Annotated in this window: 23 protein-coding genes; 11 read left to right on the top strand and 12 right to left on the bottom strand. The window is 54.9% G+C overall.

Annotated features, from left to right (window positions below; genetic code table 11):
- The first annotated feature begins 30 nt into the window (after nucleotides 1-30).
- The 5 genes from metQ to lhgO all read left to right on the top strand — a co-directional run bounded on the left by metQ (nucleotide 31) and on the right by lhgO (nucleotide 5940).
- The gene (metQ, locus tag NHG65_RS10230; RefSeq protein ID WP_099062377.1) at nucleotides 31-846 is read left to right on the top strand and encodes a methionine ABC transporter substrate-binding lipoprotein MetQ; all 816 of its coding nucleotides are present in this window, start codon (nucleotides 31-33) and stop codon (nucleotides 844-846) included.
- Nucleotides 847-1038: 192 nt separating this feature from the next.
- On the top strand, nucleotides 1039-2073 hold the full coding sequence (locus tag NHG65_RS10225; protein WP_099062378.1) for a TAXI family TRAP transporter solute-binding subunit: 1035 nt from the start codon (nucleotides 1039-1041) through the stop codon (nucleotides 2071-2073).
- Between the two features lie 9 nt (nucleotides 2074-2082).
- The gene (locus NHG65_RS10220; RefSeq protein ID WP_499183263.1) at nucleotides 2083-4041 is read left to right on the top strand and encodes a TRAP transporter permease; all 1959 of its coding nucleotides are present in this window, start codon (nucleotides 2083-2085) and stop codon (nucleotides 4039-4041) included.
- On the top strand, nucleotides 4031-4747 hold the full coding sequence (locus tag NHG65_RS10215) for a FadR/GntR family transcriptional regulator (protein WP_499183262.1): 717 nt from the start codon (nucleotides 4031-4033) through the stop codon (nucleotides 4745-4747). Before NHG65_RS10220 ends, NHG65_RS10215 begins: the two co-directional genes overlap by 11 nt.
- A 2-nt stretch (nucleotides 4748-4749) precedes the next feature.
- Entirely contained in the window at nucleotides 4750-5940 is a 1191-nt protein-coding gene (gene lhgO / locus NHG65_RS10210; protein ID WP_207977777.1) for an L-2-hydroxyglutarate dehydrogenase, read from the top strand.
- A gap of 60 nt (nucleotides 5941-6000) precedes the next feature.
- On the opposite strand, the gene NHG65_RS10205 is transcribed toward lhgO, so the two are convergent.
- From NHG65_RS10205 to NHG65_RS10185, 5 genes are all read right to left on the bottom strand, one after another.
- Nucleotides 6001-8094 (bottom strand): right-handed parallel beta-helix repeat-containing protein, encoded by a 2094-nt coding sequence (locus NHG65_RS10205; RefSeq protein WP_207977774.1) that lies wholly within the window; start codon nucleotides 8092-8094, stop codon nucleotides 6001-6003.
- 147 nt (nucleotides 8095-8241) lie between these two features.
- Nucleotides 8242-9159 (bottom strand): sugar ABC transporter substrate-binding protein, encoded by a 918-nt coding sequence (locus NHG65_RS10200; RefSeq protein ID WP_207977772.1) that lies wholly within the window; start codon nucleotides 9157-9159, stop codon nucleotides 8242-8244.
- Nucleotides 9160-9220: 61 nt separating this feature from the next.
- Nucleotides 9221-10249, bottom strand: coding sequence for an ABC transporter permease (locus NHG65_RS10195; protein ID WP_112348103.1), 1029 nt, complete (start codon nucleotides 10247-10249; stop codon nucleotides 9221-9223).
- Nucleotides 10250-10266: 17 nt separating this feature from the next.
- On the bottom strand, nucleotides 10267-11751 hold the full coding sequence (locus tag NHG65_RS10190; RefSeq protein ID WP_099062385.1) for a sugar ABC transporter ATP-binding protein: 1485 nt from the start codon (nucleotides 11749-11751) through the stop codon (nucleotides 10267-10269).
- A gap of 77 nt (nucleotides 11752-11828) precedes the next feature.
- Nucleotides 11829-12758: a sugar ABC transporter substrate-binding protein gene (locus NHG65_RS10185; RefSeq protein ID WP_085116285.1), complete on the bottom strand. Its 930-nt coding sequence runs from the start codon at nucleotides 12756-12758 to the stop codon at nucleotides 11829-11831.
- Between the two features lie 535 nt (nucleotides 12759-13293).
- Here NHG65_RS10185 and NHG65_RS10180 point away from each other — a divergent pair.
- The 3 genes from NHG65_RS10180 (at nucleotide 13294) to dcuR (ending at nucleotide 16578) form a co-directional block, all read left to right on the top strand.
- Entirely contained in the window at nucleotides 13294-14136 is an 843-nt protein-coding gene (locus NHG65_RS10180; RefSeq protein ID WP_499183261.1) for a class I fructose-bisphosphate aldolase, read from the top strand.
- A 123-nt stretch (nucleotides 14137-14259) separates the two neighbouring features.
- Nucleotides 14260-15861, top strand: a complete 1602-nt coding sequence (locus tag NHG65_RS10175) for a sensor histidine kinase (protein ID WP_499183260.1) — start codon at nucleotides 14260-14262, stop codon at nucleotides 15859-15861.
- Nucleotides 15862-15864: 3 nt separating this feature from the next.
- Nucleotides 15865-16578, top strand: a complete 714-nt coding sequence (gene dcuR / locus NHG65_RS10170; protein ID WP_413502531.1) for a two-component system response regulator DcuR — start codon at nucleotides 15865-15867, stop codon at nucleotides 16576-16578.
- A gap of 38 nt (nucleotides 16579-16616) precedes the next feature.
- Here dcuR and NHG65_RS10165 read toward each other — a convergent pair whose 3' ends face one another.
- Entirely contained in the window at nucleotides 16617-17165 is a 549-nt protein-coding gene (locus tag NHG65_RS10165) for a nuclear transport factor 2 family protein (protein WP_099062389.1), read from the bottom strand.
- A gap of 20 nt (nucleotides 17166-17185) precedes the next feature.
- A complete protein-coding gene (locus tag NHG65_RS10160; RefSeq protein WP_207977767.1) occupies nucleotides 17186-18283 on the bottom strand; it encodes an NAD(P)-dependent alcohol dehydrogenase in 1098 nt (365 codons plus the stop codon).
- Nucleotides 18284-18400: 117 nt separating this feature from the next.
- On the opposite strand from NHG65_RS10160, the gene NHG65_RS10155 reads away from it, so the two are divergent.
- Complete coding sequence (locus tag NHG65_RS10155) at nucleotides 18401-19333, top strand: LysR family transcriptional regulator (protein ID WP_099062391.1); 933 nt, start codon at nucleotides 18401-18403, stop codon at nucleotides 19331-19333.
- A 38-nt stretch (nucleotides 19334-19371) separates the two neighbouring features.
- Here the strand turns inward: NHG65_RS10155 and pcaD are convergent, their stop codons facing one another.
- On the bottom strand, nucleotides 19372-20169 hold the full coding sequence (pcaD, locus tag NHG65_RS10150; protein ID WP_499183259.1) for a 3-oxoadipate enol-lactonase: 798 nt from the start codon (nucleotides 20167-20169) through the stop codon (nucleotides 19372-19374).
- 131 nt (nucleotides 20170-20300) lie between these two features.
- Here pcaD and NHG65_RS10145 point away from each other — a divergent pair, with 131 nt between their 5' ends.
- Nucleotides 20301-21209, top strand: a complete 909-nt coding sequence (locus NHG65_RS10145) for a LysR family transcriptional regulator (RefSeq protein ID WP_099062542.1) — start codon at nucleotides 20301-20303, stop codon at nucleotides 21207-21209.
- Here the strand turns inward: NHG65_RS10145 and NHG65_RS10140 are convergent.
- The 4 genes from NHG65_RS10140 to NHG65_RS10125 all read right to left on the bottom strand — a co-directional run bounded on the left by NHG65_RS10140 (nucleotide 21206) and on the right by NHG65_RS10125 (nucleotide 24101).
- Nucleotides 21206-21559 carry a hypothetical protein gene (locus NHG65_RS10140; RefSeq protein ID WP_176979083.1) on the bottom strand — a complete coding sequence of 118 codons (354 nt, stop codon included), beginning with the start codon at nucleotides 21557-21559 and terminating at the stop codon, nucleotides 21206-21208. The genes NHG65_RS10145 and NHG65_RS10140 overlap by 4 nt on opposite strands.
- Before the next feature lie 17 nt (nucleotides 21560-21576).
- Nucleotides 21577-21906 carry a hypothetical protein gene (locus tag NHG65_RS10135; RefSeq protein ID WP_499183258.1) on the bottom strand — a complete coding sequence of 110 codons (330 nt, stop codon included), beginning with the start codon at nucleotides 21904-21906 and terminating at the stop codon, nucleotides 21577-21579.
- A 426-nt stretch (nucleotides 21907-22332) separates the two neighbouring features.
- Complete coding sequence (gene fabV / locus NHG65_RS10130) at nucleotides 22333-23532, bottom strand: enoyl-ACP reductase FabV (RefSeq protein ID WP_085116277.1); 1200 nt, start codon at nucleotides 23530-23532, stop codon at nucleotides 22333-22335.
- 218 nt (nucleotides 23533-23750) lie between these two features.
- On the bottom strand, nucleotides 23751-24101 hold the full coding sequence (locus NHG65_RS10125; protein ID WP_099062394.1) for a DUF4377 domain-containing protein: 351 nt from the start codon (nucleotides 24099-24101) through the stop codon (nucleotides 23751-23753).
- Between the two features lie 442 nt (nucleotides 24102-24543).
- Between NHG65_RS10125 and NHG65_RS10120 the strand changes: the two genes are divergently transcribed.
- A complete protein-coding gene (locus tag NHG65_RS10120) occupies nucleotides 24544-25080 on the top strand; it encodes a DUF4136 domain-containing protein (RefSeq protein ID WP_499183257.1) in 537 nt (178 codons plus the stop codon).
- The last annotated feature ends 20 nt before the right edge of the window (nucleotides 25081-25100 follow it).

The following is a 25100-nucleotide window of genomic DNA, read 5'->3' as shown; positions in this document are numbered from 1 at the left end:
AGCAGGCTATTTTGACAAGGACTCTGGGAAATGACATTGACGCTAAAAAAACTCGCCGCCACGCTGGCAGTAACCAGCACCCTGCTACTGACCGCCTGTGGGCCGGCTGCACAAGACAACCACCACATCAAGGTCGGTATCAGTTCCGGCATCGATCAGTCGCTGTGGGCCGTGGTACAGAAGGTTGCCAAGCAAAAATACGATTTGGATGTGGAAGTGGTCACCTTCAATGATTACGTGCTGCCCAATGAGGCGTTGAATAACGGCGATTTGGATATCAACGCCTTCCAGCATAAACCTTATCTGGAAAAACAGATCCAGGAGCGTGGCTACAAACTGGTGGCTGTAGGCAACACCTTCGTTTATCCGATTGCCGGTTACTCGAAAAAAATCTCTGCCCTCAGTCAACTGCCGGACGGCGCGCAGGTCGCAGTACCGAATGATCCCACCAATCTCGGCCGCTCACTGCTGCTGTTGCAAAAACAGGGGCTGATCGGGCTGAAGGACGGCGTCGGGCTGCTGCCGACGGCGCTGGATATCGTCAGTAACCCGAAGAAATTGAAAATCGTTGAGATCGAAGCGCCACAGTTGCCACGCGCGCTGGACGACAAACAGGTTGCACTGGCGATTATCAACACCAATTACTCCAGCCAGATCGGTCTGACGCCGGCCAGGGACGGGCTGTTTGTCGAAGACAAAAACTCACCCTACGTCAATATCTTCGCCAGCCGGGTAGATAACCAGAACAACGAAAACGTTAAAAATCTGGTCAAGGCTTACCAGACCGACGAAGTGGCCGCCAGCGCCGCCGAAATCTACAAGGGCGACGCGGTTAAAGGCTGGTAATTTGCCCTTCACCCCGTGGCGACCGTCACGGGGTTCCTCCATCCCCCGGCTTTATCTCTCGAGTTTTTCGCTCACATTTCACCCACCCAGATCACAAATCGAACACTGCCCGCTAGGTGAAAAAAGCTGCAATGTTGTATACAAGTTTGCGTAAATGTTTTCTATTTGTTTCAAAAACCTTTGGTGAAAATAATGAAAAATAGAAAAATCAAACTGTTACTGATTGCAGGTGCAATGGTCGGCGCCGCTGCACTGGCGGTAGCCGGTAAGGTGGAAAATGCCGACAAGACCTTTCTTTCTGTTGCCACCGCCTCCACCGGCGGAACCTACTATCCGATGGGCGTCGGGCTGGCCAATGTATGGAGCAACCGTCTGAAGCAAAACGGCATCCAGGTCAGTGGGCAGTCCTCCGCCGGATCGATCGAAAATATCGACCTGCTGCAAAAGAACGAGGCACAGCTGGCAATTCTGCAAAGCCTGATCGCCGTCGAGGCTTATGAAGGGGTGCGTAATTTTGAAGGCCGTGCCTACAGCCACCTGCGTTCAATCTCCATGCTGTGGCCGAACGTGGAACACTTTGTGATGCTGGAAAACAAGGTGAAGGACGGCACGCTGAACGATATCGCCGGGACCCGTTTCTCGGTGGGCCCGCAGGCCAGCGGCACCGAACAGTCGACGCTGATCATTTTGCAGGGGGTGAACCTGAGCAAGAAATCGCTGACCGCAGAGTACCTGGGCTACGGCGACACCGTTTCGGCCATGCGCGACGGTCGGCTCGACGGTGGCGCATTGCCCGCCGGAGTCCCGGCGGCGGCGGTAACCGACATGTACGCCAGCGGCGTGCCTTCGCGCATTCTCAACGTCACCGACGAACAACTGGCCAGCATCAACGCCATCGCCAACTCCTGGTTCCGCTTTGATATCAAAGCCGATACCTACCCGCGTCAGAGTAAAGCGGTGTCCACCATCGCCCAGCCCAATATTCTGGTAGCCCTGAATGGCCTGGATGAAAAGCTGGTGTATGACCTGACCAAAACCCTGTTTGAAAACCTGCCGGAGGTGCATCAGGTGCACAGCGCCGCCAAATACATTTCGCTGGAAAACGCGCTGAAAGGGGTCTCGGTACCGCTGCACCTCGGCGCCTACAAGTATTATCTGGAGGCCGGGGTCAGCGTGCCCGACTATCTGATCCCACCGGAAGCGGCGACGCTGACCGCCAATCGATAAGGAGGCCGTATGAGCACTAACAACCTGTCACCGCAAGATGCCATCGATCTGGATAAGGAAGCCGGAGCCGGTAGCCGGCCGTTGAGCGGCATCTATTTGCAATTGGCCACCCTGTTGGCGATCGCGATATCCGTCTATGCCATTTACGCCAACGCGTTGTCGAATACCCAGGAGTTTTACCGCAATACCACCTTCCTTAGCGGCATCCTGATCCTGGGCTTTATTTTATTCCCGGTTTCACCCCGCTACGCCACCAGCAAATTCAACCGTTGGGACTACCTGTTTATCATCCTGACGCTGGTCAGCTACGGCTATTTCTACGCCAGCTATCTGGACTTGCACGTGGTGCGCAAAAGCATTCCCAATACCACCGACTACGTGATGGCAGTGATCGGCATCGGCGTCCTGTTTGAAGCTGCGCGCCGCACCACCGGTTATTTCATCCCCGGACTGGCGACCTTCGCTATCATTTACGCGCTGTTCGGCCAGTACTTTATGGGCATCTTTGGCCACGGCGGCTTCTCGTTCGAGCGCTTGCTGTACCGGCTGTTTATGACCAGCGAAGGGATCTTCGGCATCACCCTGTCCACCGCCTCCACCGCCATCGTGGTGTTTATTCTGTTTGGCGCTTTTCTCAGCGTCAGCGGTGCCACCGCGTTGTTTAACGATTTGGCGCTGGCGATCGCCGGCCGCCGTCGCGGTGGCCCGGCGCAGGTTGCGGTGATCTCTTCGGCGTTGACCGGCTCCCTGAGCGGCAGCGCGGTGGCCAACGTCGCCACCACCGGCACCTTCACCATTCCGCTGATGAAAAGTATCGGCCTGTCGGCGCGCTTTGCCGGTGCGGTCGAAGCCACCGCGTCCACTGGCGGAATGATCATGCCACCGATTATGGGTGCGGCAGCCTTTATCATGGCCGGTTTCCTCGGCATTTCTTACACCACCATTGTGATGGCCGCCATCATCCCCGCGCTGCTGTATTACGCGGCGTTGATTATCGCCATCGATCTGGAGGCCAAAAAGCAGGGTCTGAAAGGCATCAGCAAAGAAAATATTCCTAAAGTGAAGGCGGTGCTGAAAGCACGCGGGCTGCTGTTACTGCCGCTGATCATTGTTATCGGCACCCTTCTGCTGGGCAAAACGCCGATCTACGCCGGGTTCCTCGGCATTATTTCGATCATCGTCGCCAGTTGGATCACCCCTGATACTTCGGTGCGCATGACACCGAAAAAAATCGCCACCGCGCTGAACGAAGCGGCGCGCGGCTCCATTCAGGTGACGGTGGCCTGCGCCGCCATCGGGGTGATTATCTGCGTGGTGACCATGACCGGTATCGGCTCGACGCTGGCGTTCAACATTGTCGCCATGACCAACAATACCCTGTGGATGATCCTGCTGGTGGTGATGTTGGTGTGTATCGTGCTGAGCATGGGTCTGCCCTCGACCGCCTTGTACATCGTGGTGGCCGTCACCGTTTCCCCGATCCTGATCAAGGCCGGTGTGATGCCACTGGCGGCGCACTTCTTTGTGTTCTGGTTTGGTGCCCTGTCCAACATTACCCCGCCGGTGGCACTGGCCAGTTACACCGCCGCCAGCATCGCCCGCGCCGATCCGATGCAAACCTCCTGGGACGCGGTGCGGCTGGCGCTGCCGGGCTTTATCATCCCGTTTATTCTGGTCTACAACCCGATGCTGCTGATGCAGGGTAACGATCTCAACGCGTTGTCGGTGATCCATATGGTGATCAGTGCACTGGTAGGGATTTATGCGCTGTCGATCGCCAGTGCCAATTTCTGGATGATGAAAACCCACTGGCTCGAGCGGGTGCTGTTCACCGTCGCGGCTATCCTGCTGATTAAACCGGGTCTGCTGACCGATCTGGGCGGCGCGGCGCTGATTATCACCGCGGCGTCGGTACATCTGCTGCGTTTCAGGCGGAGCACTGCGCAGGGGGCGCTGAATGGTCAATAAAGTTACGCGACAGAAGGCCTCACATCAGGTACTGGCGCAGTTGAAAGCAGGCATCAGCGACGGCAGCTTCCCGGTCGGGGAAAAGTTGCCGTCGGAAAACACGCTGGCGGAGGCATTTGGCGTCAGCCGGGTACCGGTGCGAGAAGCGCTCGGCATACTGGAAGTCAGCGGAATTATCTCCTCGCGCCAGGGGGGCGGCCATCGGGTTGAGCAACACTCATTGCTGAGCAAGTACCCGCCGCTGGTGATGGAAATTGCCGACCCCAACGAGGTGGAAGCGCTGCTGGAAATGCGTGAAGTCATTGAGCAACAGGCGGCCCGCATGGCCGCCGAACGCCATACCGCCGCAGATTTACAGGCGATTGAGCAGGCGTTTAATGATTTCAAACGCTGCACCCTCGACGACGGCTTGATTGGTCACCAGCAGGATTACCTGTTCCACCGCGCCATCATGCAGGCCTCACACAACCCGTTTTTCGTCCAGATCCTGGATAACATGCACGAGCTGTATCTGGGCGTGCTGGTGTATTCACTGAGCAAAAATCTGGGGCGGCAAGCCGAACGCCAGCGGGTGACCGACGAACACCAGCGGGTGCTTCTGGCGATCAAGGCTCGTGACCCGGCGGCAGCCACTGCCGCCATGCAGAATCATCTCAGCAACGTACGCGGCAAATTGCGCCGCCTGGATAATGAGGAATTAGGGTAACCATGCATGATGTGATCATTATCGGTGCCGGTCTGGTCGGGTTGGGCGTCGCCAATGCGCTGCAGGAAGCCTCCCCATCACTGCGCATCCTGATACTGGAAAAAGAGAGCGGCCCGGCGGCACACCAAAGCGGCCATAACAGCAACGTGGTGCATTCCGGCATCTACTATGCCCCCGGCAGCCTCAAGGCACGGCTGGCCAAGCTGGGTAACCAAAGCATGTTCGCCTTCTGCCGCGAGCACGACCTCTATCACGACCAATGCGGCAAGGTGATTGTAGCGACCCAGTTGAAGGAGCTGGATTTACTGGAAAACATCTATCAGCGCGGGTTGCAAAACGGGTTGGCGGTCAGCCGGCTGTCGCAGGCGCAGTTAAGGGAGCGCGAACCGCACGTCAACGGGCTTGAGGCGCTGCTGGTACCGGACGCCGGTATCGTCAATTACAGCCAGGTAGCGGCAAAACTGGCGGAAATTATTCAGCAACGCGGTGGCGAGATCCACTACGGGCAGCAGGTCGAGGGCATCAGCGAAAGCAGTGACGACGTCAGCGTTCGCACGCAGCACGCGCAGTATCAGGCCAAATGGCTGGTTAACTGCGCCGGTCTGTTCAGTGACCGCATCGCCGCCCTGGCCGGTTACCAGACGGGCATGAAGATCGTGCCGTTCCGTGGAGAGTATTACGTGCTGAACGACGAGAAAAACTATCTGGTGAATCACCTGATCTACCCGGTGCCCAACCCGGACTTTCCGTTCCTCGGCGTGCATTTCACCCGTATGTATAACGGCAAGCGTGACGTTGGCCCCAATGCGGTGCTGGCATTCAAACGCGAAGGTTATCGCAAATGTGACTTCAGCCTGCGGGATTTGAGCGAAGTGCTCGGCTATCGGGGGTTCTGGAAGATTGCCGGTAACTATCTGGGGGAAGGATTGGCAGAAGTCCGGCGTTCCCTGTCACGGCAGCGCTTTACCGAAAATGCACGACGGTTGATCCCCGAACTGCAACCGGAAGACATTCAGCCCGGTCCGGCTGGCGTTCGTGCTCAGGCCCTGACCGCCGACGGCAAACTGGTGGACGACTTCCATTTTGTGAAAGGCCGCCGCTCGCTGCATGTTTGCAATGCGCCCTCCCCGGCGGCAACCGCCTCGCTGGAGATCGGCCGTGAGATCGTGCGGCAGCATCTTTCTTCACTGTGAGGGTTAATAACTCTTTTACCATGCTGAGGAAAAATGGCGCTGCATGCAGCGCCTGATAGGTTAAATTCCGCTATTACAACGTGTGGTCAGCTGTAGCGCTGGCAGGGTTATCGTGCTTGCCGTCGGATTGGTTAGTGTAAAGGTCACCGTGCCTGCCTCAGTGACGCATACCGTACTTTTCACTCGCTTTGGATTCTGGTTGAACTTCACTCCGTTAGCGACAAAAGTGGACTGCACTGCCGCCAATTGCGCATCAATATCCAGGCTAGCTCCCGCCGCCAGGGTTACGTCCTGGGCCGTTGACGTGACGATCAAATCAACAAAGTCGCCGCCCACCCACTCGGGGTCAGCCCCCCCTGTTACGCAACTATATTTACGCGCAAAACCCGGCACAGCCCTAACGTTATACACCTCGTCCCCTACCCGAGCATCGATGTCTGTCGGCATTTGGCTGTCATAACGGAATTCCCGACGGCCATAGGCGCAAGCATCCATCTGAATCCGACGAATGCTGCCAACACCAATCTCAAACTTGGTTACCGGCACAAAGGCAGTGTCGAATACGTTCTTCCCAATAACGGTGTTTGGGCCGTAATCCGCACCAATAAAATACAATCCGGCGAAGGAGGAGTTAAGCTGCACAATGTTATCGGCAAACACAAAGTTGCCTGGGTTTGACAGACGGATATGCCCCTGATTGGTGTCAGTTACCCGGTTCCCGACAAAGCTGCCACCCGAACCTAATTTAATGTAATTGCTACCGGATCCAGCATTAGTGAACGTCGACCCCTCAAAAAAGTTACCGTTGGTCGTACAACCACTCGCGGAAAGCGCAATCTTGCAGTTCAGTACACGGTTGCCGGTAACCGTCGCTCCGGTCGCAGAAATACCGGGATACTCCGCCAACGGGCTGGTGCCACAGGTATCCACCTGGTTATTGGCGATAAGCGCATACTCAACCTTAATGTCAGTCAGGGTCGTGAAACTGATGCCATTCTGAACCGAATTACGCACAGTGTTGCCTACACATTTGCTGCGTCTAATCGGATTCTTTTGCGGGTTATTACTCAGCTCATTGTCGACAATAATGCCAAAACGATCGACGCCATCGACAAAGTTATCTGCCACCTCCCAGTCTTCGATATTGGTGAATGCAATGCCGTAAGAGAGGTTGGTGAGTGAGTTGCCCTGCACCAGCAAATTCTGGAAAAAAGTCGTTGAACCGCCATTTTCATCGTTGAGGGTGATCCCTCCACCACGATGACCTTGGGCGGTATTGGGCGAACCAATAGCGTCGTACAACCGATTATTGAGGATCTTACCGTCAAAACTGGGGGTTGAAGAGGTCTTCAACAATATCCCATCGCCGTTATGATGATAAATTTCGTTATCACGCAGCACCCAACGGCGGCTGCCGCGCACCGCAATCCCCTCTTCACCCAATTCATGACACTTATTGCGGTAAACCTCAAAACTCTCCGACTGTCGGATACTGATGGCATCGGTATGCATAAACAGGTCGAGATCGTACAAGCGGAAACGCTGGCCGCCATCAATAAATAACGCAGTAGCCTGCTTAGACCACAGACGCGTGGGGTCGCTGCCTTTGCGGCTCAACGTCAGGCCGCTGAACGAAAAATCCGTTTTATTAACAAAGGTTAGCATCGTCAGCGTCGTCTTATCACTGTCCAGATAGAGTTGCCCGCCTCCACTAATGGCACAAAAGCCAGGCGCATCAAGCGGAGCAAAGGGGGTGTTGGCATCAATATCCGCCAGACGATAACGGCCTTCGAATACCATTTTTTGCGGCGTCTGTGCGGTGGCGATTGCACTCGCGTAACGGAACAGGCTTTTAAGCGCCGGATAATCATTGGCAATACCATCGCCCACGGCACCAAACATCTCCGGGTTTAATACAGAATCGGCATCAAGCACCCGCATCCAACAATAGGGTGAACTGGCGGGCTGGGTAATATAGATGCATCCATCAAGGGTAACCCCACTGGCTGGGATCGAAACAAAGGTGCCGCCTCCCAGCGTACTGCGAATTTGTTTACTTAACCGCGAGGCATCAAAGGCAGTCACCGTCATCAAGGTACCGGTAGGTGCCGTTTGCTGAGCCAGAGCAACAATATCTATGCAGGTATCGGTCATGGTACATCTCCTCGTAACGGCATGATTGCCGCCAGATAACTGTATATAAAAACAGTAACCCATAAAATCTGCCAGCCGATAGCACAACAAAAAAACCAAAAAAAAGCGCTGCCTAAGCAGCGCCATTACCAAGCTGTAAAACTCTGGCTATTTCGCCACGTACTTTTGCATATTGGCCGGGGTCACCAGTTCAAACGGGATCCAGTAGTAAGGATCCAGCTTTTCGCCTTTGATCATGCGCTGCGCCACGTCAACCGAGGCTTTGCCCTGACCAACGGCATCCTGAAATACCGTCACCTGCATCTTGCCGGAAGCTAACGCCTTCAGGCCGTCCGGCGTGGCGTCGATGCCGCCAATCAACACCTTGCTGTCCTGCTTGCCGGCCTGCTGCAACGCCATGATCGCGCCAATCGCCATCTCGTCATTATTGGCAGCGACGATATCGATAGACTCACCGTTGGTGACCCAATTCAGCATCAGATCCATCCCCTCGCTGCGCGAATAGTTGGCGCTCTGCTTTTGCACTACCTTCATTTTCGGGTACTTGGCCACCACCTGCTCTACATCCTTGGTACGTTGCAGTGCACCGGCATCGGTCAGGTTACCGATCATCACCGCCACGTTGCCCTGGTAGTTGGCCAGCCGCGCCAGCTCTTCCATCTGCAAGGTACCGGACTGCCTCTCGTCGGAACCAACAAACACCACGCCGGAGGGCAGCTTGCTGTCGCCCGGCGTGCGGTTCACGTACACCAGCGGAATGCCCGCTTGAGTCACCATTTTAGTGATAGCGGGCGTACCCGCCGAGTTGACCGGGTCGACAATAATCGCGTCCACCCCGGCGCTGATAAAGTTCTGCACCTGATCGGTCTGGCGGCCAACATCGCCGCGGGCATCTTCGAACTGCACGCTGATGCCGCGCACCTTGGCCTCTTTGTCGATCGAATGACGAATGATGGTCAGGAAATTCTGGTCGAAATAGGCCATCGACACGCCGATGGTTTCCGCCAGCACCGAGGTGGAACAGCTGAACGCCGCCACCAGCACGATTCTTTTTATGTATTTCATGATGATCCCCTGAGATAAAAAAAACCGCCGGGCAAGGTGCACCGGCGGAGTTTTACGGCAATCAGTGTTTTTTACGGTTACGGTGCATATCGATAGACACCGCGGCGACGATAATCACGCCTTTGATAATGTCCTGAATATAAGAGTCCACACCGATAAAGGTGAAACCACTTTTAATCAGCCCGAGGATCACCGCGCCAATCAAGGTGCCGGTAATGCGCCCGACGCCGCCCATCAGGCTGCTGCCGCCGATCACCGCCGCCGCGATGGCGTCCAGTTCGTAGGACATCCCCATGCTCGACTGGCCGCTGCTGACGCGCGCCGCCAATACCACACCCGCCAAGCCTGCCAGGCCGCCGGCAATGGTATAGACCGTCACCAGGTATTTATTGACGTTAATGCCGGACACCCTGGCCGACGTCATGTTGCCGCCGATGGCGTAGATGTATTTGCCGTAGCGGGTGTGCTTCAGTGCGATGTGGAAGATCACCGCAACTACCAGGAAGATGATCACCGGCATCGCGCCCTGGCCGATTGAGGTAAAGCCGTCGGACAGGAAGCTGATCGGGTTACCCTGGGTGTAATACTGGGCCAGGCCGCGTGCCGATACCATCATGCCCAAAGTCGCGATAAAAGGTGGGATACCGGTGCGGGTAATCAGGAAACCATTGATAAAGCCGCAGATAATACCCACCCCGATCCCCGCGCCGATCGGGATCGCCGCCGGCAGGTCGAGCAACGCCGGGTACATCGGTGAAATGCTGTCCGACGTTTGTGCCAGGCTGGCCGCCACCACCGCGGTCAAGGCAATCAGCGAACCGGAGGAAAGGTCGATACCGGTGGTGATAATGACCTGGGTAACCCCCACCGCGATAATGCCGATAATCGCCACCTGCAGCACAATCAGCAGCAGACGGTTAGGGTTCATCAGGAAGGACTGGTCGCGGATGTACCAGCCAAGAATTTCAAATACCAGCGCGATGCCGAGCATCACGATAAAGATGCCGGTATCTTTCGGCATTTTGCCACTCAGACCGGCGAACAGCGGCGCTTTACCCGCAAGCGGCTTCTCAACTTTTACATTACTCATGGGAATTCACCTTTGCGTTATTCAGAGGCCAGCGCCAGGATGGTTTCCTGATCCGCTTCTTCTTTATCCAAAATGCCGGTAATACGGCCGCCGTGCATCACCATCACCCGATCGCTCATGCCGAGGATTTCCGGTAATTCCGATGACACCAAAATAATGGCGACGCCACGGTTCGCCAGTTCGCTGATCAGGCGATATATTTCCGCCTTCGCTCCCACGTCAATACCGCGTGTTGGTTCATCGAGGATCAGTATTTTCGGCTGGGCCAGCAGCCAGCGGGCAATAAGGACCTTCTGCTGATTACCGCCGCTCAGGTTATTGATGATTTGATCCATGGTCGGGGTTTTGATGTTGAGCTTTTTGATCTGCTCCATGCAGTCCTTGGCCATTTGCACGTGGCTGACAAAGCCATTCTTGCCGATGTACTCCGACAGGTTGACGATGCTCATGTTCTCGACCACCGACAACACCAGGAACAGTCCGGATTTTTTGCGGTCTTCGGTAAGGAACGCCAGCCCGAGTTCAATCGCCCTGGAGGGGGAATCCACCTTGGCCGCCTTGCCCTCGATAAATATGTGGCCGCCGTCCGCCGGGTGCATGCCGAACAAACTTTCCATCACTTCGCTGCGACCGGCTCCCACCAGCCCGGCGACGCCGAGGATCTCGCCGCGCTTGACGCTGAACGAGATATCGTGAAACCAATCGGCACGCCGTAGCCCTTCGACGCGCAACACTTCCTCGCCAATATTGTTGTTGAATTTGGGGAACATCTGGGTCAGTTCGCGCCCCACCATCATGGTGATCAGCGACTGTTTGGTCAGGTTCTCGGTTTTATCGCAGGCGATAAAGGTGCCGTCGCGGAAGATGCTCACCTCATCGGTGATGGCGAAAATTTCGTCCATCTTGTGGCTGATATAAATAATGCCTTTTCCCTGATCACGCAGTTCGCGAATGATGGCGAACAAATGCACCACTTCGCCCTCGGTCAGTGCCGAGGTCGGTTCGTCCATGATCAGCACGTCCGCGTTGTAGGAAACCGCCTTGGCAATCTCCACCATTTGCTGGTTGGCAATGCTCAGTTCACCGACCAACGTCTCAGGTTTGAGTTTAATGTTCAGTCGCACCAGCAGTTCGCGGGTTTGCTTGTTCAGTTGGTCATGATTAACAAAGCCCAGCTTTGCCGGTTCACGACCCAGCCAGATGTTTTCCGCCACCGTCATATAAGGCACCAGGTTGAGTTCCTGGTGAATCATGGAAATACCCGAATGCAGCGCCTGCAGCGTGTCACTGAAGGTCACCGGTTGGCCTTTTATTTTAATGGTGCCTTCATCGGGGTGATAAATACCGATTAAACATTTCATCAGCGTGGATTTGCCCGCGCCGTTTTCTCCCATTAACGCGTGTACGCTGCCTGGTTTGATTTTAATTGAGACTTTATCCAGCGCTTTCACGCCGGGAAACTGCTTACTGATGCCTTCAGCCTCAAGAACATAGGGATACATACTGATAACCTCCGCCGTTCGTCAATGCATCCCTGCCGGGTCAAGGCGGCAGGGATATAACTGCGCTGCCTGAACGCTTATTTTCTGTTCTTGTCGGCAAATTCTTGATAGTTGGCCTTGGTGATCAGCTGATACGGGATCAGGACGTTGCTTTCCACCTTCTCGCCTTTTACCAGCTGAATGGCGGTTTGCACCGCACCTTCGCCCTGCCCTTTGGCATCCTGGAACACGCTCAATGCCAGATCGCCCTTCTTGATGTATTCCAGTGCATCCGGGGTGCCATCAACGCCGGCCACCAGTACGCCACTTTTCTTCGCCTGCTTCAGCGCCAGAATGGCACCAATTGCCATTTCGTCGTTGTTGGAGGCGATGGCATCAATCTGCTGCCCGGTCAGCGCCCAGTCGGTGGTAATGTCGACGGCTTCTTTACGGCCCCACTTGGCGGTTTGTTTGTCGAGGATTTTGATGCCCGGATACTTGGCTGCCACCTCTTCCACGCCGCGTGTGCGGTCGCGGGTCGCTTCATTAGACAATTCACCCATCAGGATCATCACGTTGCCCTTGCCGTTCATCAGCTTGGCCAACTCTTCCATCTGCAGCTTGCCGGCCAGTTTGGAGTCCGAACCGACATAGGCCATGCCCGCAGGCAGCTTGATTTCCGGGCGGCGGTTGACGAACACCAGCGGGATCTTGGCGTTTTCCGCCAGTTTGATCATCGGCTTCACGCCCTGGGTATCGACCGGGTTGAGGATGATGGCGTCTACGCCCTGGCTGACAAAGTTCTCAACCTGTTGGATCTGCTGGGCGATATCCCCTTTTGCATCTTCAAATTGACCACTGACGTTGCCGTCCTGTTTCATTTTGCTCTGCATTGACTGGCGCAGGATGGTGAGGAAATTGTCATCGAAAGCAGCCATTGAAACGCCGATTTTGATGTCTTTTGCCAACACGCTGGCCGGCAACATGCACATCAATACCGAGGTGACGATCAGTTTCTTCAGCTTCATGTTCTGTACCCTTTAATTGTTAGAGTGAAGAGGCCTGTTGATTTGACAGCTAATGAAAAATATTTTTTACATTCAAACAACAATCCGGTCGGTGTTATCCCTTTGATACGGCAGATTTATCGCTTTTTTACCGTATTCAGATGGTGTGTAAAACTTTGATCAATGTCTCAAAATAGATTAAAAACAACACTTTAAAATAAACACACTCTCAGGGCATTTAAGCCACCCAGTCATTATCAAATGTTTATTTCATAATTGAGATTATTGAAACTTTTTAACTCAAACAAGCGAAACATGCGTTTTGGAATGGGCAAGTAACAAAAACATGACACGGATCTAACAAATGGCGCAAAAGTCACCAGCGCGTTCGTGACTTAAGTGCGTTCAACTGCCGGCAACGCCCTGCGGTGATGAAAAATGGCACTGCGAATTCTCAGTAAATGTGCGAGCGAGCACGCAGTTTGCGGATCCGCGGTTTCATCCCCTGCGTTACTCGACAATACTGAATGAACATGTATTTTCAGGAGGATCTGACATGCAGCACAGCAGTAAGGTACGGATGAACCGGCTGTTTAATAACGGCAAATGCCTCGACGTGGCGATTGATCATGGCATTGCCAATGAACCGGACTTTTTAATCGGCCTGGAGGATATCGAACGGGTGATGGACAGCCTGATCGTCGCCCGGCCCGACGCCATTCAGGTCAACTACGGTCAGACGGATTTGCTGCAACGCGCAACGCAACGCGATAAACCGGCACTGGTGATGCGTACCGACGTCGGCAATGCCTATAACGCCGCACGCCACCGTGAAATGTGGGCGGTGTTGCATAACCCGGAGGCACCGATCCTCGCGGCGCTGCAGATGGATGCGGCCGCAGTGGTGGTTAACCTGTACCTGATCCCCGATGAACCGGGCATTTTCCGCCAGTGTGTCGAGAATATCGGCCGCCTGCGCCATGCCTGCGATCGCTATGCCATGCCGCTAATGATTGAACCGCTGGTGATGGCGCCGGCCGGTCAGGGCGCGGCCTACGGTTCGCTGGGCGACGTAGAAAAAATGGTGCCATTGGTGCGCCTGGCACGTGAACTGGGCGCCGACATCATCAAGGCCGATCCGACCGAACGGGTGGAAGACTTCCACCGCATCGTTGAAGCGGCGCGTTGCCCAACGCTGGTACGCGGCGGCGGTAAAGGCGAACTGGGCGCGGTGTTGGAAAAATCCGCCGCCCTGATGGCTCAGGGAGCATCCGGCATGGTGTATGGCCGCAACGTGTATCAACACAGCACCCCCTCGAAAGTGGTTAGCGCGCTGATGGCGATCATCCATCAGGGTGCCAGCGGCCAGCAGGCGCTGGAAATCTACCATCAGCCCTGAACGCTCGCTTTTGTAACTAAAATAATCCTTCCCCCGGCGGCAGCATGTTATAACCTGCTGCCGGTCGCTGCCCTGCGTTCCATTCCCCGCTATTATCCTGACAGGCCCATTCGGAGAACCGCCATGCCAAAACAACGGATACCGCTGAAGCTCAGCACTACCCTCACGTTGATGGTGTCTGCCATCGTCGCTTCGGTGTTGCTGGTGGTATATGCGCTGTTTTTTGTGCAGATGAGTCACCAAGGGCAAGACCAGCAACGCCAGAAGGCGATGGCGATTGCCGAAACGCTGGCACTCTCCAGCAACGTGGTTGACGGCCTGCTGCGGAAGGATCACAGCGGTGCGGTCCAGCGTTTCGCCGAGCAGGTGCGCCACCAAAACGAATTACTGTTTGTGGTAGTGGTGGACATGAAAGGCATCCGCTACTCACATCCCAAACCCTGGCTGATCGGCCAGCATTTTATCGGTGAAGATTTGGAACCGGCACTGCGCGGTGAAACCAACAGCGCCATCAATCGCGGTGCGCTGGCGCCGTCACTACGGGTATTTTCCCCGGTCTACGACAGCGAACGGCGGCAGATTGGCGTGGTAGCACTCGGTATTGCGCTCGATACCGTCCACCGGGTGGTGGACGAAAGCCGCTGGATCATCTATTGGACCCTCGCCTTTGCTGCACTGGTCGGCACACTCGGCATTTTCTTCCTGGTGAAGGCGCTGAAGCGCATCATGCTCGGCTTTGAACCCTACGAAATCTCCAACCTGTTTGAACAGCGCAACGCCATGCTGCAATCGATTAAAGAAGGCGTCATCGCGGTCGATAACCAGTCACGTATTACCATTGTTAACGACGAAGCCAAACGTCTGCTGCGCCAGAGCGGGCCATTCGAAAATCTGCTGCTGGAGTCTGCCAGCAAATATTGGCCGGCCCAACTGCATCTGGCGGAGGTGCTCGCCAGCGGTAAACCGCTGCGTGACCAGCAGATCAGCTTTAACGGCAGTGAACTGCTGACCAATACCGTGCCGGTGATCGTCAAAGGCCAGGTGATTGGCGCTATCGCCACCTTCCGCGATAAAACCGAGATCAGCCAGTTGGTGCAGCGCCTGAGCGGCATGGCGCACTATGCTGATGCGTTGCGCGTCCAGTCGCATGAGTTTATGAACAAGCTGCATGTGATCCTCGGCATGCTGCACATGAAGGCTTATCAGCAGCTGGAAAACTACATCATCAACACCGCCAGCACCTATCAGGAAGAGATCGGCGCACTGCTGCGAAAAATCCAGTCACCGGAGGTCGCGGGCTTCTTTATCGGCAAAATCAGCCGCGCCCATGAAGCCGGTATTGAGCTGACCATTGATGAAGCCAGCCTGCTGCCGGAGACCGACGATGCGGAAACCACTCACGTGCTGATCAGCGTATTGGGCAATTTGATTGACAATGCGATTGACGCTATCGATAGCGTTGAGGGGCACGAGATCAACCTGAGCTTTCATCACAATGAGAATCACTTACACTGTATAGTCAGCGACGACGGCCCCGGTATTGATCCGACTCTCGGCGCTCGTATTTTTGAACAGGGCGTTTCCACCAAGGGACCGGGGCGCGGTATCGGCCTGGCGCTGATCCGCAGCAGCCTGGAGAAGCTGGGCGGCAGCATTGATTTTGAATCCGAACCGGGTGAGCTGACCCAGTTCTTTGTCCATATTCCCTATCAGGCCAAGGGCTGAACCATGATTAACGTATTGATTATCGACGACGACCCGATGGTGGCGGAGTTAAACAAATACTACCTGAGTCAGGTGAGCGGTTTTCACTGTCAGGCGACGGTTGCCACCCTGGCGCAGGCGCGCGCGCTGCTGGCCGACGGCGAAGTCAGTATTGATCTGGTGTTGTTGGATATCTATATGCAGCAGGAAAACGGGCTGGACTTGCTGCCCGGCCTGCGAGAGCTGGGTGAAAAAACCGACGTCATCATCATTTCTTCCGCCAGCGACGTGGATACAGTGCAACGGGCTTTGCACTACGGCGTGGTGGATTACCTGATCAAACCTTTCCAGTTCGGACGTTTCAAAGAGGCGTTGAGCAACTACCAGCAGCAGTCGCAGATCCTGGCGCAGCGCGAATTCTCGCAGAGCGATGTCGATAGCCTGTTACGTCGTCAACCCAGCAGCAGCGAAGGGAAAAAACTGCCGAAGGGGCTCACCAGCATCACGCTAAGTACGGTGTGTGAATGGATTGAGCAACAGCACGACGGGGAATTTTCGACCGATAATCTGGCCAATGCCATCGGAATTTCACGAGTTTCCTGCCGCAAATACCTGATTTACTTGGCGGAGAGCGGCATTCTCGGCACCCGCATTCTGTACGGTACCACCGGCAGGCCGGTCTATCTTTATCAGTTAAAACCCGATGCCATTGCCCTGTTGAAAGAGTATTGCCGCTAACCGAGGCCCCCGGAACATGCCGGGGGATCAACGGGCCGTTATTGTGTTTTACGGATCAGACCAAAATCACGCAGCGCCACATACGGGTTCCAATATTCGCGGGCGCTGGCAATCTGCCCATCGTTGATAGTCACGATGGCAATAAACTGCTGATTATAATCGCCACCGCTTTGTTTGATTTTACCGCTGCTGGTGTATTCAAACACAAACACGCCGGGCTCCGCCGTCACCACTTTTCTCCAGCCTTTCCAGTCGGCATATTTCAGATCGCCAAGGTATTCGCTCATACCGGTAAAGTAACGGGTCATGTTTTCACGCCCCTTGGAAGCCGTGGCGAAAAAGCTAAAGTCCTCCACTGGCGCATAAGGCAGTTCAAACACCCCCTGCGGGGTAAAATATTTGGCGACGTTGGCCGGTTTCTCCGACCAGCCGTTCAGGCTGCGCCAGTAAAACTCGGCAACGTCGTTAACGTCGTAGCCCGGCTGCAGATAATACAGCCCCTGTTTTTCGATAATATGGTCGTTGGCCTGCACGGATGCAGCCGCACCCATCAGCCCCAGCAGGGCCGCTGAAAAGAGTTTTTTCATGTTATTTACCTTGTGAGGGATTACATACGTATTACGGCTTTAATGGTTTCACCGGATTGTGAATCCGCCATCGCCTGGTTAATGTCATTCATGGCATAAAAACGGATCAGGCGATCGATCGGGAAGCGCCCCTGTTGGAACAACTGTGCCATCATGGGAATAAACACCGCCGGCGCCGCATCGCCCATAATGGAACCCTGCACTGCCCGCCCGCGGATCAGATGCATGATGTCGAGCGGCAAGGACTCGCCCTGCGGCACCACGCCGGTCAGCACACATTTGCCATTTTCCGCCAGCACCCGTACCGCATCAGCCATCACACCCGCATGCCCGGCGGCTTCGACGCTATAATCCGCACCGTGCCCACCGGTCAGTTGGTTAATCACTTCAGCAACGTCCGTCGTTTTCGAGTTGATCACCGTGGTGGCACCCAGCTCTTTGGCCAGCGCCAGACGGTTATCCTTGATATCCACCGCCACAATCTGACCGCAACCCACCACCCGGGCCGCCATCACCGCCGCCAGGCCCACAGCGCCCAGACCAAACACCACCAGCGTGGAGCCCGCCTGTGCTTGTAAAGTGTTAATCACGGCACCCGCACCGGTCATCAGCCCGCAGGCCAACGGCCCCAGGTACTCCAGTGGGATGGTTTTATCGATCGGCACGATACTGCTGGCATTGACCACCGCGTATTGCGCAAAAGAGGACTGACCGAAGAAATGGCTGTGCACATCGCCATGCTCATCACTCAGGCTGACCGAGCCGTCAGCACGCTGGGCCAGCCAGTTCAGTGGCACATGCTGGCGGCAATAGGTCGGCATGCCAATGCTGCACTTGTCACAGGAGCCACAAGAGGCCAACGACAACACCACATGATCGCCAGGCGCTACCTTACTGACCCCGGCCCCCACCCGCACCACCACCCCGGCACCTTCGTGGCCAAGTACCACCGGTGCCGGCATAGGGATAATACCTTTGTGGGCTGCGATATCGGTATGGCACAGGCCGGTAGCCACCAGTTTTACCAGGACCTCATCGGCGCGGGGCTCGCCAAGCTGTAACTGCTTAAGGGAAAATCCCCCTACTGCGCCCTCACTGACTGCTGCTGTAATTTCCATATACTCTCCCACTGAGACTGATGCTATTGCTTCGATGTGGGGCAGTATAAGATGCGTTATTGGGCGCAAAAAGATGCCATACTCTGATTCACTGTTCTCAAATTAAGGACAATAAGGATGCAGAAAGGCATATTGAAAGACCTGAACGACCTCTACTATTTTGCCCAGGTCGCCCAGTACGGTGGGTTTTCCGCCGCCAGCCGAGCGCTGGATATCCCAAAATCCAAACTGAGCGCCCGCGTGCTGGCCCTGGAGAATCGTCTTGGGGTGTTGCTGTTCCAGCGCACCACCCGTCGGGTCAAGCTGACGGAGACCGGCTCACTGCTGTTGCGTCATGCACAGATAGCGATCAACGAGGCCGAGATTGCCCAGGAACTGATCGACCAAAGCCGGGCTGAACCCTCCGGGCTGGTGCGTGTCAGCTGCCCCAAGGTGGCCGCCGATGTGCTGCTTTCACCCTGCCTGCCGGCCTTTATGGCGGCAAATCCCGGTATTCAGGTGCAACTGCTGGCGAACGATAACCGGTTTGACCCGGTGACCGACAAGATTGATGTGGCACTGCGTCTGCGCCAGCGTAAAGACATGAGTGAAGGCATGATAGCCCGTGAATTGGGCCAAAGCGTGCGTATCCTGGTCGCTTCGCCGCAGTATCTCGCGCAACGTCCCCCTTTAACCGATCCGCAGCAATTGAGCAGCCATGATTTGTTGACCCTGGTCGACGTTGGCGAACAACAAACCTGGGATCTGGAAGGCCCCGAGGGGGAAAAACGGGCGGTGCGCGTGCGCCCGCGGCTGATGTGCAGCGAATGGGGGATCGTGCGCAATGCGCTTTCTCAGCACCTGGGTATCGCGCTGTTGCCGGATATCACCTGCCATCAGGCGCTGATGCAGGGTGAGTTGGTGCGCGTATTGCCACAATGGGCTTGCGCTCCGCTGATTATGCACGCGGTCTTCCCGACCCGTCGCGGCATGCTGCCTTCGGTACGCGCACTGGTGGATTTCCTGGCGCTGAACGTACCGCCGCTGTTGCAGAAAGGGGCGGTTAAATAGCAACAAACCTATCGCCCCCGGCAATGGGTTTTTTAGACTCAATTTCCCAACAGAAAAGTACGTAACGCGGTCACGAAATCATCCGGGCGTTCCACATTAGACAGATGCACCACCGGCAACACCTGTAGCTCTGCCCCTGGCAGGGTTCGGGCCAGCAGCTCACCATGTGACAACGCCGTCACCGTATCGTCACGCCCGGCGATGACTAGCGTGGACGAGGTAATCAATGCCACAGTTCGACGCATATCCAAATCACGCACGGCGGCAAAACATCCTGCCAGCCCTTGCGCCGGCGTGGCCAGGAGCATTGCGCGGAACCGGGCCACCGTCGCCGGGTGCTGTTGCCGGTAATCCGCTGAAAACCAGTTAGCAAGAAACCCCTCAGCAACGCCCTGCATATCAACCGGTGGTTGCAGTTCGGCAATCCTCTTGTCCCATTGTTCCGTCGGCCCCAAATAAGAAGAGGTATTGGCCAGGATCAACTTTTCTATCCTCTCAGAGGCGTGTACGCCAAGCCACTGCCCGACCATGCCCCCTAATGACAAGCCGCAAAAGAACACCCTGCCGAGCTGTAACGCATCCAGTAACTCAAGCACGTCGCGCCCTAACCGCGCGATCGAATAGGCTCCCGAAGGGGCATCCGAGGCCCCGTGCCCCCGACTGTCATAACGCAAGACGGTAAAGTGCGATGATAACGCCGTGATTTGGTCATCCCACATCGCCAACGCGGTGCCGATCGAATTGGATAAAACCAATACCGGCTTATCGGTGTTGCCATCAAACCGGTAGGCGATCTTGCAACCATCCCCGGTGGTAATAAAAGATACGCTGCTCATGTTCTCTCCCACGGCTCTTGAGCGCGGGATAATTCCCTGCGCCCGATATCCACTATGCTAATAGGATTAAAAAAAGCTGACGAGCGCCTTAAGTGACCGGCTGTGTAGCCTGACAGGAACCCATTTTGACTATCAACGATCGCCTCACCGGCATTACCACCTTTGTGCGGGTGGTTGAGGCAGGCAATTTTGCCCTGGCCGCTGAACGCCTGCACCTCACCCGCTCGGCTGTGGGTAAAAGCATTGCCCGGCTGGAGCAACGTCTCGGGGTATTGTTATTTCATCGTAATCCCCGTGGTCTGAACCTGACGCTTGAGGGCCAGGCTTACTACGACCGCTGTCTGCGTGCATTAAGCGAACTGGATGCCGCCGATGCCGAACTCGACAGTGGACGACGGGAGCCGCAGGGGTGTTTACGCGTCAGCGCACCAAAACTGCTGGGCCGCCACTGCATCACGCCGATCCTGATGAGATTGCTCGACAGCTACCCTGAACTGAGGATCGACATCAGGCTTAACGATCGGGTCGCGGATTTGGTTGAGGATGGTTTCGATTTGGCGGTACGTATTGGCCCGCTGGCAGACAGTGCGAGCCTTATCGCTCGCCGGTTAGGAGAGCAATATCTTGCACTTTGCGCCGCACCGGCTTACCTGGCCGCACGCGGCACCCCGGAAGACATCGCAGCGCTTGATGGCCACAGTGGCGTGGCTTACCACCGTTCCGGCGAAGATATCGGTTGGCGTCAGTTGCTGGCGGATCCCGACTTCGGTGATCTGAACATCGATATCCGCCTGCGGGTCGATGATCTGCATTCGCTGGCAGATGCCGCCGTTGCCGGTGCAGGCCTGGTTTGGCTGCCTAATTGGCTGTTAACGCACTATCTGCGCAACGGTGCACTGGTACCGATACTCGGTCACATTAAACTGATACCCAGTGAGATCCATGCGGTTTGGCCGCACACCCGCTATCTGCCGGCCAAGACCCGGGCGGCAATCGACGCGCTGTTGGCGCAGATGCCGGTTTTACTGCAAGGTATTTAGTGACGGTGCTTAAAAGTGGGGAAATCCATCGCCCCACCCGAAGGGTAACAAGGCTTGCCATGCTGTTGCTTGTTTTTCCCGCAGCGGTATTCACCATACTGGGTGTTATGGCGTTTTCGGTTTGCCAGGTCGGCGGCGGCACGCTGTTGTTCCTGCGCTATTGCCTCATCATTGGCCTGCGCCAAAGCTTCTGCGCTCCATATCTTATGTTTTAGCCCACTGCGTTTTTGCTGATAGCTGTCAGCGACTTTATTATCCAGTGGAGGTTCTGCGTGGTACTGAAAATCCACCGATGCCAGAGCGCTGAAGCAATAGCACTGCGCCACGCAGGCGAGAAAGATCCTTTTCATCGATATACTCCCAAAATTCAGTTAACCCGAGGATCCAATGGTGTACCCGCTACCCGTTGATCGACAGACAATGACGCTGTGGCCACCTCGCATTGCCGCTGGCGAATAGCGGACTCCAGTGCTTTGCGCTGAGCGCGTAAAGCGGCGAGCTGCGCCTGTTCCGAGCGTATTTGCTCTACATACCAGAGATGTTGCAACACGCCATTTAACCGCTGCCGATAATCAACGGCGGGGTTCTCCTCCCCCACGGGGGCAGGAGTTGGATGCTTGTCGACAAACGCACAGCAACAGGAAGACGCCAGCAAAGTTAGCGCTGTCGTCATTACAGAAGACAATTTCAAAAGCATAAACTCCATTAAAGCCCATACGGCGGCTCACTCTCATTATATTAACAAGAGTTTCCTTGATGATTAATCAATGGCGCTCAAATAGCGGACAGATTAATTGATGAAAACTAAACGCAAATTAAATAGAAAATACTGAGACTAATAATGGGTGGGGATAATATATTTAGTCAGTTAACGATCTAACACCCTTGATTAGACTATTATTTCGCCGTTGTATATTCGCTTTTAAAATAGACTTAATCATGAGTGGCAGTAAATAAAAAAATACTTTTTTTAGTTTATTAACTCGTATTCAGTCGCGGATAACGTCGAGACAGGCTGCATTATATTTCAATAAGGGGGGAAATAATTTAACTTAAGATAAACAGGATGCAGAACTAAAAAAGGCCGGGATAGCTCCCGACCTTCTCTCAATGCTCGATGGGTTTAGACTAACTCAACCACATCAAACTTAACTTCGCCGCTGAGGTCGGCTTCGTAATCAACACCTTGCAGACCAAAACCGAACAGGCGCAGGAACTCGGCCTTATAGCCCTGGTAATCGGTCAGTTCATTGATGTTGCTGTCGTCGATCTGTGCCCAGATTTCACGGCAGGTGTTCTGCACGTCGTCGCGCAGTTCCCAGTCGTCCAGACGCAGGCGGTGCTTCTCATCGGTATCCGGTGCGGTACCACTGTACAGCTTGGTGGCGAACAGACGCTGGATTTGCTCGATGCAGCCTTCGTGGATCCCCTGCGCCTTCATGATTTTGAAGACGATAGAGATATACAACGGCATTACCGGGATAGCAGAAGAAGCCTGAGTCACCACCGACTTCAGCACGGCAACGTAAGCCGCGCCGCCTTTGGCTTTCAGTTTCTGATCGATGGCCAGCGCCGCACGATCCAGATCTTCTTTTGCTTTGCCCAACGTACCGTGCCAGTAAATTGGCCAGGTCAGGTCGGTACCGATATAGGAGTAAGCTACTGCCTGCACGTTATCTGCCAGCACGCCGGCTTCTTCCAGTGCATCCATCCACAGCTGCCAGTCCTGGCCGCCCATCACTTTGACAGTGTCGGCAATTTCTTGCTCGTTGGCCGGCTCAACCACGGCTTCAACCAGCACGTCTTTATTGGTATCGAGTGCCACGGATTTGTACGGTTCGCCGATAGGTTTCAGCGCAGAGCGCACCACTTCACCGGTTTCCGGCATTTTACGTACCGGCGAAGCCAGTGAGTAAACCACCATGTCGATCTGGCCCAGGTCCTGTTTGATCAGGTCGATAACCGTTTGGCGGCATTCATTAGAGAATGCATCGCCGTTAACGCTTTTCGCGTACAGGCCTTCTTCTTTAGCTGCCTTGTCAAAACCAGCAGAGTTGTACCAGCCGGCAGAACCGGTTTTGGCTTCGCTGCCCGGCTTTTCAAAAAATACGCCGATGGTGGCCGCACCGCTGCCGAATGCAGCATTGACGCGTGATGCCAGGCCATAACCGGTGGAAGCACCGATCACCAGCACTTTTTTCGGGCCGTTTTTCAGTTCGCCACGTGATTTAACGTAGGCAATTTGCTCACGGACATTGGCTTCACAGCCTGCCGGGTGAGCGGTAGTGCAGATAAAACCACGAATTTTAGGTTTGATAATCATAGTAATTTTTTCTTGGTAGCTAAAAACCGAAGGACAATATACCTGATTTTCTCAATATACTTAAGCTGGGTGCATTGCAGAATCGCAACAAGTGCAGTGAACAGACCAGTTACACCGGTGAAATCTTGCTGCCGCGGCAGGGGTATGGGGAGAAACGCGAGGATCTTTGAGTGGGTTTCAAGGCCAGGCTACTGTGCGCCCGGCCCGACAAAAACCAATCAGACTTTTTTCTTTTCCAACTGTTCAACCAGCGTATAGCGCAGTGAAGAGGCGTCGGCCGGTACGTTTTCCAACTCGGTTACCTTGACCTTCAGGCGGTAACGGTAGCCCGGTTCGAAGTTAAAGCCTTCAATTTGGCTGTAAAACAATTCCCACTGCCCCTGCACGGAGTGACGTACCTGCATGCATTTCATTGGGGCGACGCCCATACAATCCACCAGCGCACTGTTCACCAGCAACACTTCCGTATGGTCGCCGTCTTTACTCACGGGTTGGCTCACGATCGCTCCCTCCTGGCTGCAGCCGGCCAAACCGGCTAAGGCAACAAATAACAACGCTTTGATTTTCAATGTAATGCACCATTGAGTCTTTGGGTGCGCTGATAGTAACAAAGCTACGGCCATCGGGGCCAGCGGCGTGTTCCGAATTTGGGGAAAATGGACCGGCCTGCGGAAGATATCGTGACAGTAAAGCACAAAATCAGACCCGCTTTTCTTTGTTCCGGTGGCTCATTAAGACAAAAATAACGGCAGGCATTACCTTACACTCAACGCCGACTAATGCTGGTGGGTCATGGTGAACACTCCATGTAGCGGAATTTTACTCTCACCGTGACCCGCCAGCATTATCACCTGGAGGCCGGGAGACCAGCATATTAACTGAAACCTCAAGCAATAATTTGATTGCTAATTTTTCCCTTAAGCCAAAGCAAACTCGGTGTTAATTCACCATTTGCTAACCACAACTTCTGGGTCTAAGTTTATGAAACCAATAATCCTAAAGGGGTTTTCTATGCGTTTACTTCCTTGCCTTTTTATCGCGAGTTCGATGGCTTTATTGTCGGGCTGCGCCAGCCAGCCGCAGGTGACCAGCGATTATGACCACAGCGCCAACTTCACCCAATACCATACCTACGGTTTTGCCACAGAAACTGCCGGGCAATATCAGACGCTGACGGGCAAGTACATTCAATCGGCGATTAAACAACAGATGGAACAACGCGGGTATAAAGTCAGCGCAACCCCTGACCTGCTGGTGTACAGCAGCGCGATGAAACAAAACAAGGTGCAGGTGAACGACGCTCCGGTGCCGGTCGGCCGCAGAGGTTATGCTGGCTGGGGGGGCTATAATCAAACCGTTTGGAGCTATACCGAAGGCACCCTGACGGTAGACTTGGTGGACAGCAAGAAGAAACAGCTGGTCTGGCGCGGAACCGCCAGCAACACGCTGAGTTCGGATGGTAAAGCGGCCAGCCAGGCCCAGATCCAACAGGCAGTAACCGCGCTGTTTGCCACTTACTCTTTCCAGGCCGGCCCGGCAAGCCGCTGAAACAGCGTCCCGCATTAAAT

The organism is Serratia myotis (assembly GCF_027474885.1).
Classification (GTDB): Bacteria; Pseudomonadota; Gammaproteobacteria; order Enterobacterales; family Enterobacteriaceae; genus Serratia; species Serratia proteamaculans.
This window is presented reverse-complemented; position numbering and strand designations above follow the sequence as displayed.

Excerpts from the sequence above, each read along its gene's own strand:
- NHG65_RS10190 (WP_099062385.1), bottom strand. The coding sequence starts at position 11,751 with ATGTATCCCTATGTTCTTGAGGCTGAAGGCATCAGTAAGCAGTTTCCC.
- NHG65_RS10205 (WP_207977774.1), bottom strand. The coding sequence starts at position 8,094 with ATGACCGATACCTGCATAGATATTGTTGCTCTGGCTCAGCAAACGGCA.
- pcaD (WP_499183259.1), bottom strand. The coding sequence starts at position 20,169 with ATGAGCAGCGTATCTTTTATTACCACCGGGGATGGTTGCAAGATCGCC.
- NHG65_RS10195 (WP_112348103.1), bottom strand. The coding sequence starts at position 10,249 with ATGAGTAATGTAAAAGTTGAGAAGCCGCTTGCGGGTAAAGCGCCGCTG.
- NHG65_RS10120 (WP_499183257.1), top strand. The coding sequence starts at position 24,544 with ATGCGTTTACTTCCTTGCCTTTTTATCGCGAGTTCGATGGCTTTATTG.
- NHG65_RS10175 (WP_499183260.1), top strand. The coding sequence starts at position 14,260 with ATGCCAAAACAACGGATACCGCTGAAGCTCAGCACTACCCTCACGTTG.
- fabV (WP_085116277.1), bottom strand. The coding sequence starts at position 23,532 with ATGATTATCAAACCTAAAATTCGTGGTTTTATCTGCACTACCGCTCAC.
- NHG65_RS10215 (WP_499183262.1), top strand. The coding sequence starts at position 4,031 with ATGGTCAATAAAGTTACGCGACAGAAGGCCTCACATCAGGTACTGGCG.
- NHG65_RS10185 (WP_085116285.1), bottom strand. The coding sequence starts at position 12,758 with ATGAAGCTGAAGAAACTGATCGTCACCTCGGTATTGATGTGCATGTTG.
- NHG65_RS10180 (WP_499183261.1), top strand. The coding sequence starts at position 13,294 with ATGCAGCACAGCAGTAAGGTACGGATGAACCGGCTGTTTAATAACGGC.
- NHG65_RS10155 (WP_099062391.1), top strand. The coding sequence starts at position 18,401 with ATGCAGAAAGGCATATTGAAAGACCTGAACGACCTCTACTATTTTGCC.
- lhgO (WP_207977777.1), top strand. The coding sequence starts at position 4,750 with ATGCATGATGTGATCATTATCGGTGCCGGTCTGGTCGGGTTGGGCGTC.
- NHG65_RS10225 (WP_099062378.1), top strand. The coding sequence starts at position 1,039 with ATGAAAAATAGAAAAATCAAACTGTTACTGATTGCAGGTGCAATGGTC.
- NHG65_RS10165 (WP_099062389.1), bottom strand. The coding sequence starts at position 17,165 with ATGAAAAAACTCTTTTCAGCGGCCCTGCTGGGGCTGATGGGTGCGGCT.
- NHG65_RS10200 (WP_207977772.1), bottom strand. The coding sequence starts at position 9,159 with ATGAAATACATAAAAAGAATCGTGCTGGTGGCGGCGTTCAGCTGTTCC.
- NHG65_RS10160 (WP_207977767.1), bottom strand. The coding sequence starts at position 18,283 with ATGGAAATTACAGCAGCAGTCAGTGAGGGCGCAGTAGGGGGATTTTCC.
- dcuR (WP_413502531.1), top strand. The coding sequence starts at position 15,865 with ATGATTAACGTATTGATTATCGACGACGACCCGATGGTGGCGGAGTTA.
- metQ (WP_099062377.1), top strand. The coding sequence starts at position 31 with ATGACATTGACGCTAAAAAAACTCGCCGCCACGCTGGCAGTAACCAGC.
- NHG65_RS10135 (WP_499183258.1), bottom strand. The coding sequence starts at position 21,906 with ATGCTTTTGAAATTGTCTTCTGTAATGACGACAGCGCTAACTTTGCTG.
- NHG65_RS10140 (WP_176979083.1), bottom strand. The coding sequence starts at position 21,559 with ATGAAAAGGATCTTTCTCGCCTGCGTGGCGCAGTGCTATTGCTTCAGC.
- NHG65_RS10220 (WP_499183263.1), top strand. The coding sequence starts at position 2,083 with ATGAGCACTAACAACCTGTCACCGCAAGATGCCATCGATCTGGATAAG.